The organism is Fusibacter sp. (genome assembly GCF_057447755.1).
The window spans coordinates 1-12,980 of sequence record NZ_JBVBZF010000083.1; the positions used below are offsets into that span (position 1 = coordinate 1).

The window sequence follows — 12,980 nt, forward strand, 5'->3', positions numbered from 1 at the left end:
AAAACAAATAATCGTTCCCTGAGACTGCTCATTAAATATAGTCCTAATGGGTTCAATTACGGCATTGAAATCTTCGGCAATATTTTCAATGGTCGATTCCATATTGCCTATGACCTTCATAATAACGATACGGGGTGCTTTCCTAACATGTCTAATGCTGGCAGCTTCACCATGATTTATGGCATACATTAGAAAATTCTGTGCCCCTTCATTAATAATCATGCACTTATCCCGGTTGAATTTTTGAATGTTTTCCTTTGCGTTGTCTGCCAAGTAGATCAGTGTCTGATGTTGGTTCATATCGGAAATGACATCATCAAAAGTCTTGGCGGATTCTAAAAGCGGCGTACTTTCAAAGTGATTTTTGATGAACTTCTTAAAATGTTCTTCGTTTTCCGGTTCAATGATAAGGATTTTAGGACCACTTCTGACAAATGACATCATATTTTCTCCTTTTATATTCTATTTATATTCTTTATTATATACCGATTCTCATACGTAACAATCTTGAATCGTCTGTGCCAATGGGGTATTTCAAAAAAAAGTATTGTCTATTGGTGATATCCATCACCGTGATTTGTTCTAGGCCGTTCAAATACAATTTTCCATCAACTGTCACTTCAGTTTTTTGATACTTGTTGTGACCAAAGAGATAAATGTCTGCGTCATAGGGCTTAAGAAGTTCAATATAATGACTATAGGCAATCTTAAAATCACCTAAAGTAATCATCTCCGCTTTTTTGCAAACGTGAAATGGTGGATTTAAGGCCATTAGAGATTCATAATGATCATGATTACCCATTGATATATATACCTCACAATCAGCCTTCTCTAACATTCTTGTTAGCCTTACGATGTGTCTTTTATAAAGATCAATTTTTGAATAGGAAAGTTCTAATTTGACATTGTCCACCAGGTCACCAGTATGGATAATCCATTTGGGGTCCAAGGTAGTCAGAAGGGCTCTAATGGCATCATAGCTCATAAGCGGTGTATCACTTATGTGTACAAGCAGATCACCCTTGGCCTCTAAAAGTGCCTTTGGAATGTATATGCCACCCGTAATATATTTCCACTTTTCTTTAACCACTTCCACAATTGGCATCTCAATACCCCAATCCAATAATTTATTGAAATTATTATATCACAGCCGCAATTAAAAGTCAGAAGTCATATTTTGTGACGATTCTTAAAATTCAATTAAAAGACTCAAAATTAAGCAAAATTTGAGTATAATACAACTAAAGAGACACAAGTGTAATCACTAGGAGGTAAAATGTACAGAATTTTAGTGGTTGAAGATGATTTTATAATTGCAGCCAGCTTAAAAGAAACTTTGGAAAAATGGGGGTATGAAGCTTCACTTGTCACTGATTTCAACCAGGTGCTGACACATTTTATCCATTATGACCCCCACTTAATTTTAATGGACATTACTTTGCCCAAATTTGATGGCTATTATTTTTGTCAGAAGATCAGAATGCACTCAAATATTCCCATCCTTTTTATGTCTTCAAGAGATCATAATAAGGATATTATCATGGCCATTAATCTCGGTGCAGATGACTACGTAACCAAACCCTTTGACCTGAATTTACTGCTTGCTAAAATCACTGCACTCCTAAGAAGAAGCTATGCTTATCAAGAAAACAACCTCACTATGGTGGCATACGAGGGCCTTCTATTGGACGTTGACCAAATGACGGCATCTTTTCAGGATGCAGAAATGACCCTGACAAAAAATGAATTTAGGATCTTAAAGTGTCTTATGGAAAAAGCACCACAAGTGGTCTCAAGGGCTGAAATCATGAGAATTTTATGGGATCACGAGAGTTTTGTTGACGACAACACATTAACTGTGAACATCAATCGTTTAAGAAAAAAACTAGAAGCCATCAACTTAGCCAATTGGCTACAAACCAAGAAAGGACAAGGGTACTCACTCAATGCTCAAGACCTATCTCAAACATAAAGCCTCCTTTTTATTGTTGCAATTCATCATTTCAGCCACAGTCACAGGTATATTTCTACTGGACCCTTTTGTCTCGATTAGTCTATCAAATGTCCTCTATATAAACCTTTTGATCATTTTTTGGAACAGCCTATATCTACTCTGGGATTTTCAAACGTACAAGAAAAATTTAAGCGCTCTTGATCAAATGGCGTCTGGACCTTTCTCCGGCCTTGACCCAATAACTCAGAAAGCACGTATTAAACTGCAAGAGGTAAGCAAAGAAAAGGCCGATGCTATAAACGCCCATCAATTAGAGCAAATGCAGTTTAGAGATTTTATCAACGGCTGGATTCATGCCATCAAAACACCAGTTTCAGCAGCTAAAATCTTACTCGAATCACTTCCCTACGATGATGCACATCAAAAACTCAATCAAGAAATTGAAAGCATCAACTATTACATCAATCAGACTTTATTTTATGCTCGTCTTGAAAACTTCTCAGATGACTATCATATTCAAGAGCATAGGATTACTAAAATATTCAATCATGCACTTAAGACCTTTAAATCTTCATTTTTCTTAAAGTCGCTTCGCATAGAACTCAATATGGAAGAATTCAGTATTCTCACAGATGACAAGTGGCTTCATTTTGTGATCTCACAGCTTTTGTCAAATGCAATAAAGTATGCCGATTTGAATTCAAAGATTACCATCACAAGTGCGTCTCAAGATGATTACGACTTGCTAAAAATACATAATCAAGGCGTACAGATCCCAAGTTCAGATATTAATCGGATCTTTACAAGAGCTTATACGGGAACCAATACCAGATTAAAAAACACCTCCACTGGAATGGGGCTTTACCTTGCCAAGAAGTGTTGTGATAGGCTCAACCATGACCTAATTGTGACCTCAGGCTCTGAAGGCACAACCGCCACTTTGAAATTTGAGAAAATACCAGATTATCATCAGACGTCTATTTTCAAAGCTTAACCCTTAGCACTAACCTTACAGATTTGTAAGGTTAGTATTTAATTTGTAAGCTATTTCGATGGTGCCACGTATCCTATTTTCCTATACTAGGCTTAGAAAAAGGAACTTACGCGCCCTTAAACTTTTGATTATATGGAGGCAACAAACATGAACACCATCTTAAAAGCCGAAAACATTACCAAGATATACGGTTCCAAAACCAACCCAACTTTGGCACTGGATCAATTCTCATTTGAAGTCCACCAAGGTGAATTTTTGGGGATCATGGGACCTTCCGGCAGCGGAAAAAGTACCCTCTTAAATGTGATTTCCACAATCGACCTTCCTACCACTGGTCGTATATTTGTTGATCAAGTCGAAATTGCTACCTTGAAAAAGAAGAATCTTGCTGATTTTAGAAGAGAAAAGCTCGGCTTTATCTTTCAAGATTTTAATCTCTTAGACACCTTAACTGTAAAAGAAAACATCCTCTTACCTTTGGCAATCGGTAATGTGCCACCACTGGAAATCAGGACTCGGGTCGAACTCGCATCAAAACTTTTAGACATCACCGATATCCTTCATAAGTATCCCAGTGAAATATCTGGTGGACAGAAGCAGAGAACTGCAGCTGCTAGAGCCATGATTAATAGGCCCAAAATGATTCTTGCAGATGAACCCACTGGTGCCCTGGATTCAAAATCATCACAAAGACTGCTTGAATCTATGCAGGATCTCAACCGTTCACAAAATGCAACCATTCTCATGGTCACACATGACCCCTATGCAGCAAGTTACTGCGACAGAATCATCTTTATAAAAGACGGCAAGCACTTTACTGAAATTTATAGTGACGGCGTCCGAAAGACTTTTTACAACAGAATAATTGCAACCTTGGGTGCGCTAGGTGGTGGTATCAATGACCTTCTCTAGCCTAGCTTTAAAAAATATGCGCCGTAATTTTAAGAATTATTTCCTCTATGTTTTTTCAGTAACCGTTGCAATCACCTTCTACTATATTTTTTGTGCGATCAAGTACAATTCAAAGGTTATGTTTGCATCAGATACTTACTTAAAATTTCAAATTATTATGAACATGTCCAGTATTGTACTGATTATTTTCTCAGCAGTATTTATTTGGTACTGCAATGCTTTCTTCACCAAGAAGCGGAAAAAAGAGGTGGCCATGTATACCTTGCTTGGCGTGCCTAAGAAACGTGTTTCCAGAATGCTCTTCATGGAAAATATTGTCGTGCTCTTTATCAGCTTAACCACTGGCATCCTTGTGGGCATATTGTTTTCAAAGCTTTTTATGATGCTGGTTTTAAAGCTCATGGAAATAAAAGTGAATGTCGGCTTTTCTGTGCCAATAAAGGCAGTCTATGATACCACCATAGTATTTACGGTCTTGTTTTTAATCGCCTCAATTCACAGTGCAGTCTTAATCTACAGATTTCAAATCATAGAGCTATTTTCCGCCTCGAGAAAAGTTGAAAATGAACCAAGAACTCACTTTTTGCTATCGATTGCTTCCCTGATCTGTTTGGGATCTGGTTACTATCTATCTCAGAATTTACTTAACCAATATATCTTTTTTTATGCCCTTGCAACCCTACTATTAGTAATCATAGGCACCTTTGGACTTTTTTCAACTGTCATTGTGACCTTTACAAAATACCTTAAGAAATGGGATCATTTTTACTACAAGGGAGACCACCTGATTGCCATTTCCAATATAGCCTATCGTATTAATACACATGCCAAAACCCTTGCTTTAATCACAATTATGAGCGCAACGACCTTGACCGCATTTGGCATTTGTTATGCCTTTTATTTTGACTATGAACAAGCAACCCACCACAGATATCCTCACGCATACTTATATGAACTCTCAAGTCAAAATAATGCTAGTGAGATCGAATCCAAGTTCATGGAAGCCATTGAGGCCTCAGATCACAAGTTAAATTACCATTATCCGATTGAAGTCTCCCTTCTCAAGGTTCGTATAGTGGATAACAAGGGTTCCGATGACCCACTCTATCTGCCTTCAGAATGGGATGCCTATTTTATAAATGAGAAGACTGCAAACACTTATTTAAAAAGTCATAATGCCTCTGAAATTTCTGTCTCCCAAAATCAAATTATCGCCATGGATCCCTATGCTTCAAGGGGATGGGTCAACTATAAGGACCTTGAACTTCAATTCGAACTCGAAGATGAGGCAAACGAAATGAATGTTGTGGACGTTCTCCCCTACTACCTAACAACACAATCTGAAGACCCTGTATTCATACTAAACAATAACGATTATGATGATTTAAAAACGGCCCCTAAGAAAAACTTTTATGCTTTTGATATCGACAATCCAATCCGCGCAAATGATCTTAACTCAAAGTTATGGCAGATTGCCTATCAATATGAAGAACTAAAAATGAGCTCTTTCTATGAAGCCTTTACAAATCTATCTGAGATGAAGGGTTTAATGCTTTTCTCTGGTATCTTCATGGGACTTGTCTTCTTAATCCTAACAGGTTCAATCCTCTATTTCAAAATGATCAATGAGGCTGAGGAAGATCAAGACAAATACACCATCATGCGAAAAATCGGGTATGACCACGCTTTGATCAAAAGTGTAATTTTTAAACAAATGGGCGTCATGTTCAGTCTTCCGATTTTATTGGGCATACTTCACTCTTTATTTGCCCTTCATACCTTTGAAACTCTAATGACGAGCTCTTTTCTGACCCCCATACTGATCTCTATTGGCATGTATGTTTCTATTTATATGTGTTTTTATTGGCTCACAGTACAATACTACTATCGCATTTCCATATCCGGAAATTAATGAAAGCGAATAGAATGTACCCTAAAGATGTATCCATGCTTTCTGGCATGTATACATCTTTTCTTTTGGTCTAAAAAAAAGTATACTTAAATTATCAGAAAATTATGAACTCGCAAAAGTGGTTTGATATTTTTGTATGAATTCATTTTTTTTGGGGTAGAAATGGTTTGTGGTCCGTCTTTTTTTTAACGAGCCACCAATCGTTTGTGTTAATAAAGCGGCGAAAAGAGAAAGGATGGTTTATTTATGGCAGATGTTTTTAGTCTTGATAACGCTAAAGAAAAACTTGAAGCATTAGATGCTTTTATCGATGCACAACCTTCAAAAGAAGATGCATTGATTGCTGTGCTTCATAAAGCTCAAGAACTCTTTGGGTATTTACCAAGCGAGTTACAACTTTATGTGGCTCGAAAACTCAACATTCCTGCATCAAAGGTTTATGGTGTCGTTAGCTTTTACTCCTATTTTTCTCAAGAGAAACGTGGCGAGTTCACAGTCAATGTTTGCATGGGAACAGCATGCTTTGTAAAAGGCGTTGACAAGGTAGTGGACGAGTTCACAAAACAGCTGGGCATCAAATTTGGCGAAACAACACCTGATGGGCTTTTTACTATGAAAGATGTACGGTGTATAGGTGCTTGTGGTCTTGCGCCAGTGGTTATGGTCAACGACAAGGTCTTTGGTCATGTTAAAGCTGCTGATGTAGCCGGTATTATTGAAACCTACAAAAATAGTGAAAGGAGCGAATAATCATGCCAATTAAATCTTTAGATGAACTTAAAAAAATCCGTGAAGATCAAATAAAAAAAGTCAAGCTTCGTGAATCAGGTGATTCAGAAGATCAAACCATAGAAATCCTTGTGGGAATGGCAACATGTGGTATTGCTGCAGGTAGTCGTGAAGTTCTCAACGAGCTCGTGAGCATCATTAGCAAAGAGTCTATTGATCATATAAAAGTTGTACAAGTTGGTTGTATGGGCTATTGTCATAGCGAACCTACTGTTCAAGTCAACGTACCTGGCAAACAACCGATTATTTACGGTAATGTAGACAAAGCGGTTGCCAAAGATATCATCGAGAAATACATTAAGCAAGGTATTATTATCGATGACCATGTACTCATCAAAACTTTTAACAGTGCTTTATAAGGAGGGGGAACTATGGCTATAGAAAGAACGCACATAATGGTCTGTGGCGGTACTGGTTGTGTTTCTGCGCAGAGCCTTGAAATGGTAGATCTATTAAAGAGCAAGTTGGTTGAAAAAGGATACGACCAAGAAATCAGCGTGGTTAAAACAGGCTGCTTCGGTTTCTGTGGACAGGGGCCAATTATCAAAATTCACCCTGAAAACGTCTTTTACGTTCAGGTGGGACTTGATGATATTGATGAAATTGTGGAAGAGCACATCATAAAGGGCAGAACCGTCGAGAGACTCCTTTACAAAGAACCTGAAACTCAGAAAAATCTTGCTAAGCATGATGAAATGAGCTTTTATAAAAAGCAATACAGAATTGCACTAAGAAATTGTGGTCTTATTAATCCTGAGGACATCAATGAGTACATAGCATTTAGTGGCTATGAAGCACTTGGAAAAGTATTAACAGACCAAAGTCCTGAGCAGGTAATAGAAACAATTAAAGCCAGTGGCTTACGCGGTCGTGGGGGCGGTGGCTTCTCTACAGGTTTAAAATGGGAGTTTACCCGTAAGCCTGTGGCAGATCAAAAATACGTTATTTGTAATGCTGACGAGGGCGATCCAGGTGCTTTTATGGACCGTTCAATCTTAGAGGGTGACCCACATTCAGTTCTTGAAGCCATGGCCATTGCAGGCTATGCAATCGGCGCTAGCAAGGGTATCATCTACATCCGTGCAGAATACCCTCTTGCAATAAAACGCCTTCAAGTTGCAATTGATCAAGCTAAAGAATTTGGTCTATTGGGTGAAAACATCTTTGGTTCAGATTTTAACTTTGATATCGAAATCAAGCTTGGTGCTGGTGCATTCGTTTGTGGTGAAGAAACTGCACTCATTCATTCCGTGGAAGGTTGCCGTGGTGAGCCAACTAAAAAGCCTCCATACCCTTCAATTGAAGGCTATCATAAAATGCCAACAAGTGTTAACAACGTAGAAACCTTCGCAAATGTCCCACCTATTATTCTTAAAGGCGCTGAGTGGTTTAGCAGTATTGGTACTGAAAAGTCTAAAGGAACCAAGGTTTTCGCACTTGCGGGTAAAGTCAATAATGTAGGCCTTGTGGAAGTGCCTATGGGTACCACTTTAAGAGAAATCATTTACGACATCGGTGGTGGTATCATCGATGGTAAGGAATTCAAAGCCGTTCAAACAGGCGGTCCTTCAGGTGGTGTTATTACCAAACTGGACCTAGATACACCTATTGATTATGAGAGTTTAAAGGCCATTGGCTCTATGATGGGGTCAGGTGGTATGATCGTCATGGACGAAGACGATTGTATGGTCAACATCGCTAAGTTCTATCTCGACTTTACTCAAGATGAATCTTGCGGTAAGTGTACACCTTGCCGACTAGGCACAAAACGCATGTATGAAATTTTAGATAAAATCACTAACGGTGAAGGGACAATGGCTGACATCACAAAGCTTCGCAACCTTGGTAAGATGATCAAGGACAGTGCACTTTGTGGCCTTGGACAAACTGCACCAAATCCTGTACTCAGTACCCTTGAATACTTCTATGATGAATATCTTGCTCATATCCAAGATAAACGTTGTCCTGCTGGTGCTTGTAAGGCACTTGCTAAATATAAGATAGACGAAGTAAAATGTATAGGCTGTACCGCTTGTGCACGCGTTTGTCCAGTAAATTGTATCGAAGGTAAACCAAAACAGCTACACATTATTGATGAAGAGAAATGTATAGCTTGTGGTGCATGTTATACAGCATGTAAATTCGATGCAGTTATCAGACCGTAATGAAGGGGGTATTCTTTTGAAAATGCTTAATATCAAAATAAACGGCTTAGATTTACAGGTTCCAGAGGGAACAACTATTTTAGAAGCGTCTAAACAAGTTAATATAAAAATACCAACACTTTGTCACCTCCACCTTCACGAATTTGGGATCGTCAATCAAACCGCTTCCTGTCGTGTCTGTATGGTTGAAGTAGAAGGCAGACCTGCCCTTGTACCTTCATGTTCAGAGCTCTGTACAGAGGGTATGGTCATCAGAACAGATAATATCCGTTCTATCTCTGCAAGAAGAACAGCAGTAGAGCTATTGCTTTCAAATCATCCATATGATTGTCTCGTCTGTGCAAAAAACTTAGAGTGTGATCTTCAAGCACTTGCTCAAGAGCTCGGCATTAGAGAGATTAGGTTCCAAGGTGAAAAAATGAACTATCCAAAGGATACTTCATCATATTCATTGGTTAAAGATCCAAACAAATGTGTTATGTGTCGTCGATGCGAAACCATGTGTAACGACGTTCAAACATGTGGTATCCTATCAGCTGTTAACAGAGGCTTTGACGTATTCGTTGGCCCTGCTTTTAATTTAGATATGGTGGATACTTCTTGTACCTACTGTGGTCAGTGTGTGGCAGTATGTCCTACTGCAGCACTTACAGAAGTCAACAACACCGACAAGGTTTGGGATATGCTCAACGATCCTAAAAAACACGTTGTGGTTCAAGTGGCACCTGCTGTTCGTGTGGCTATTGGCGAACTCTTTGACATGCCAGCAGGTACAATCAGCACAGGTAAAATGGTAAGCTCCTTAAGAGGACTTGGCTTCGATGCAATTTTCGATACAGACTTTGGTGCAGACCTTACCATTATGGAAGAGGCTTCAGAACTAATTGATCGTATCCAAAATGGCGGACGTCTGCCAATGCTCACAAGCTGTTGCCCTGCTTGGGTTAAGTTCTTTGAGCATCAGTTTCCGGATTTACTAGACATCCCTTCGACTTGTAAATCACCTCAAATTATGCTGGGTGCAATCGTTAAAACCTACTATGCAGAAAAAATGAATATGAAGCCTGAGGATATCTTTGTGGTTTCTGTCATGCCATGTCTTGCTAAAAAGGCTGAGGCTGCAAGACCTGAACTTACAAAGGATGAAAACAACAATGTTGACGTGGTTATCACCACGCGTGAACTTGGTCTAATGCTCAAAGAAGCAGGCGTTGACTATGCTGGTTTACCTGAAAGTGATTTCGACTCTATTCTTGGCGAAAGTACTGGTGCTTCTGTTATTTTCGGTACAACAGGCGGTGTTATCGAAGCGGCTGTAAGAACGGCTTATGAATGGATTACAAATGAGACCCTTGAAAAGGTTGATTTTGAACAGCTTAGAGGATTTGAAGGCATTCGTGAAGGTCATGTACAAGTTGGCGATCTAAACCTTAGAATCGGAATTGCTCACGGCCTTGGCAATGCGCGAAAGCTTCTTGAGGAAATTCAATCTGGCAACTCACATTTCGATGCCATCGAAATCATGGCTTGTCCAGGTGGTTGTATCGGTGGCGGTGGTCAGCCATACCATCATGGTGACATGGAAATCATCAAGAAAAGACAGGCTGCAATTTATCAAGAAGACCGTAATAAAGTCCTTAGAAAATCACATGACAACCCTTATATCAAGAAGTTATATGATGAGTTCTTAGGAAAACCAAACAGCCATAAGGCGCATGAACTGCTTCACACCCATTATGCACCTAAAGAAAAAATCTAGCTTTTTAAGCAATTTGAAAGGACTGTCCTTAAGTGGACAGTCCTTTTTATTATAAAATATTCCTTATCATCCAGCTTTGAGCAAGAATTTCTAACTTGCGAAAAGCGGTTAGATGCCTCAAAACAAGGTTTTGGCCTTAAATGGTCATGCACTTCATTTGAATTTATATCACATTCTAAATCTATGATGGCTTAATAAAACTAACTACAATACCCACAAAAGCCGCGATTGCACTAAGATAAAATCCAAAGCCAGTATTGGTCACATTACCGACAAGTTCTCTCATATCAGCGTTAATGTTACTCACAATAGCCATGGCAATAAAAACAAAAAGCGAGAAAATAAACTGTGTAAGGTGTACCTTACCTGCACTTTTCTTTCTGAGGCCGCTTAAGACAATGGCACCGATTCCAAGTAAAGGAATCAAAAGCAAAAGATAACCCAGATAGATGACATTTGCGGATGCCGGAAAGTTATATGCAGTGCCAAAGGCATTAATCATCTGAACTGCAAAATTAATCCCCATGACAAGGCTCATGCCTGAGAAACTCGCCTTTGATGAGGCAAACATACTAAAATTAGGGTCCATCGTGAGCCAAGGCAAGAAAAATCCGATCACTAGAACTAAGCTGATGCTCATAAGAACAGTTTGTTTATACTTATGAAATAATGGATGTCTCATATACACTCTCCTTCTGAAAATAAGTCCTTATATGAGCTATTATAGCATATTTACCCTCTTGGTTTATTACATTTAAATGAAAAATCCGCCTTTATGTTTTATACAAACTTTGATATGATAAATATGAATTAATAAGGAGGCCTACCCATGTCTGATGTAATGAACAAACTAAAAGCCTATGAAGAAACACTATGGATAAATCCTAATTTTAAACCCTTTGAAGAAGCACTTTCTCAGATTGAACAAATGTCGGTCAAGTTTCCGACCATTGAAGACATTAAAGAGGCAGATGCGCGTCTAAGACGTTTTGCACCCTTTTTTGAGGCCGCTTTTGAAGAAACAAAATCAAGTCACGGGATTATTGAATCCACTTTACTTTCAATAGAAGAATACCAAAAGGCCGTCATCACATTCATTGGTGGTCGTATTTTAGGAGATTGGTTTTTAAAAGCGGATAGTCATTTGCCAATTGCCGGTTCCATAAAAGCACGCGGTGGCGTCTACGAAGTCATAAAATTTGCCGAAAAAATTGCCCTTGAAGCTGGCCTTGTCACCCTTGATGACAACTATGAGAAATTCTTGTCTGAACCTGTAAGATCCGTTCTTTCCAGATATTCAATCGCTGTTGGCTCCACTGGCAATCTCGGCCTAAGCATCGGCATCATCAGTCGTGCACTTGGATTCAAAGTGGATGTCCATATGTCGCACGATGCAAAGCCTTGGAAAATTCAAATGCTTAGAGACAAGGGCGCTAATGTCGTTCTTTACGAATCTGACTATTCCAAAGCAGTTGAAGAAGGCCGCAAAATTGCTGACCTAGACCCATTCTGTCACTTTATAGACGATGAAAACTCCATAGACCTTTTTACAGGATATGCCGTGGCAGCACTTAGACTCAAAGAGCAATTCGAAGACATTCATCGCAAAATTGATTCTGAGCACCCACTTTTCGTCTATTTGCCTTGTGGTGTTGGCGGTGCACCTGGTGGAATTGCCTATGCGCTTAAGCTGGTTTATGGTGATGCGGTTCATATTTTCTTTGCTGAACCAACACATTCACCTTGTATGCTCCTTGGCATGTCCTCAGAAAAATACGATGGCATCTCAGTAAATGATATCGGTCTTGACAACAGGACCATTGCAGACGGTCTAGCAGTTGGAAGACCGTCAAAACTCGTCGGTAAAGTTATGAGCCCACTTCTAAGTGGTATTTATACGGTCTCAGATGAAAAATTATATCGAATGCTCTATCTCATGGCAGCATCTCAACAACTGGGGCTCGAGCCTTCAGCCCTTGCAGGTGCAATTGGTCCCATTAAACTCTTCTATGACACGACTGGCTTCAATTACCTCAAAGCACATGGTCTTCTTAATAAAATGGAAGCATGCACACACCTGACATGGGCAACTGGCGGTAATTTAGTCCCAGATGAAATCATGGAAGCCGATATTGCCAAAGGTCAAAATTCTGATTTAATGACCTTATGATGTAAATTAACCACATACAAAAAGCTGATCCTTATGTTAATGCCATAAAGATCAGCTTTTTTTATAGATCATTCGTTTTCATCCAGCTTTGAGCAAGAATTTTCAACTTGCGAAATGCGGTTAGATTAAAAACGGTTATAATAATTCAATTTTAACTTTTTGGTTTTCTAGAACTGCCTTGATTGTCATACCATCCTTAATCAATTTTCGGATGTAAAGTTCTGCAATTTCATCTTCAATAAGCTTCTGAATGGTCCTTCTGAGTGGTCTCGCACCGTACTTCTCATCAAAACCTTCACTGAGGATTAAGGCTTTAACTTCATCC

Annotated in this window: 13 protein-coding genes; 9 read left to right on the forward strand and 4 right to left on the reverse strand. The window is 39.1% G+C overall.

From position 1 onward, the window contains the following. Both AC220I_RS11150 and AC220I_RS11155 read right to left on the reverse strand, forming a co-directional pair. The coding region (locus AC220I_RS11150) for a hypothetical protein (protein WP_486723909.1) at nt 1–441 on the reverse strand (441 nt) is incomplete at its 3' end. A 37-nt stretch (nt 442–478) separates the two neighbouring features. After that, nucleotides 479–1,105, reverse strand: a complete 627-nt coding sequence (locus AC220I_RS11155) for a metallophosphoesterase (protein ID WP_486723910.1) — start codon at nt 1,103–1,105, stop codon at nt 479–481. 171 nt (nt 1,106–1,276) lie between these two features. Here AC220I_RS11155 and AC220I_RS11160 point away from each other — a divergent pair, with 171 nt between their 5' ends. From AC220I_RS11160 to AC220I_RS11195, 8 genes are all read left to right on the forward strand, one after another. Further along, on the forward strand, nt 1,277–1,972 hold the full coding sequence (locus AC220I_RS11160; RefSeq protein WP_486723911.1) for a response regulator transcription factor: 696 nt from the start codon (nt 1,277–1,279) through the stop codon (nt 1,970–1,972). Further along, a complete protein-coding gene (locus tag AC220I_RS11165) occupies nt 1,947–2,948 on the forward strand; it encodes a sensor histidine kinase (RefSeq protein ID WP_486723912.1) in 1,002 nt (333 codons plus the stop codon). The genes AC220I_RS11160 and AC220I_RS11165 overlap by 26 nt, the downstream gene beginning before the upstream one ends. 147 nt (nt 2,949–3,095) lie before the next feature. Continuing rightward, nucleotides 3,096–3,860 carry an ABC transporter ATP-binding protein gene (locus AC220I_RS11170; RefSeq protein ID WP_486723913.1) on the forward strand — a complete coding sequence of 255 codons (765 nt, stop codon included), beginning with the start codon at nt 3,096–3,098 and terminating at the stop codon, nt 3,858–3,860. Between the two features lie 16 nt (nt 3,861–3,876). Continuing rightward, nucleotides 3,877–5,772 carry an ABC transporter permease gene (locus AC220I_RS11175; RefSeq protein ID WP_486723914.1) on the forward strand — a complete coding sequence of 632 codons (1,896 nt, stop codon included), beginning with the start codon at nt 3,877–3,879 and terminating at the stop codon, nt 5,770–5,772. Between the two features lie 246 nt (nt 5,773–6,018). Further along, complete coding sequence (locus tag AC220I_RS11180; RefSeq protein ID WP_486723915.1) at nt 6,019–6,522, forward strand: NADH-quinone oxidoreductase subunit NuoE family protein; 504 nt, start codon at nt 6,019–6,021, stop codon at nt 6,520–6,522. Nucleotides 6,523–6,524: 2 nt separating this feature from the next. Beyond that, on the forward strand, nt 6,525–6,920 hold the full coding sequence (locus AC220I_RS11185) for a (2Fe-2S) ferredoxin domain-containing protein (RefSeq protein WP_486723916.1): 396 nt from the start codon (nt 6,525–6,527) through the stop codon (nt 6,918–6,920). 12 nt (nt 6,921–6,932) lie between these two features. Next, nucleotides 6,933–8,726, forward strand: coding sequence for an NADH-ubiquinone oxidoreductase-F iron-sulfur binding region domain-containing protein (locus AC220I_RS11190; protein WP_486723917.1), 1,794 nt, complete (start codon nt 6,933–6,935; stop codon nt 8,724–8,726). A gap of 22 nt (nt 8,727–8,748) precedes the next feature. Then, nucleotides 8,749–10,485, forward strand: coding sequence for an NADH-dependent [FeFe] hydrogenase, group A6 (locus tag AC220I_RS11195; protein WP_486723921.1), 1,737 nt, complete (start codon nt 8,749–8,751; stop codon nt 10,483–10,485). Nucleotides 10,486–10,666: 181 nt separating this feature from the next. On the opposite strand, the gene AC220I_RS11200 is transcribed toward AC220I_RS11195, so the two are convergent. Then, the gene (locus tag AC220I_RS11200; RefSeq protein WP_486723918.1) at nt 10,667–11,167 is read right to left on the reverse strand and encodes a hypothetical protein; all 501 of its coding nucleotides are present in this window, start codon (nt 11,165–11,167) and stop codon (nt 10,667–10,669) included. A 147-nt stretch (nt 11,168–11,314) separates the two neighbouring features. On the opposite strand from AC220I_RS11200, the gene dsdA reads away from it, so the two are divergent. Then, a complete protein-coding gene (dsdA, locus tag AC220I_RS11205; RefSeq protein WP_486723919.1) occupies nt 11,315–12,655 on the forward strand; it encodes a D-serine ammonia-lyase in 1,341 nt (446 codons plus the stop codon). A gap of 135 nt (nt 12,656–12,790) precedes the next feature. Here dsdA and AC220I_RS11210 read toward each other — a convergent pair. Beyond that, on the reverse strand, nt 12,791–12,980 hold a 190-nt coding region (locus AC220I_RS11210; RefSeq protein WP_486723920.1), incomplete at its 5' end, for a hypothetical protein.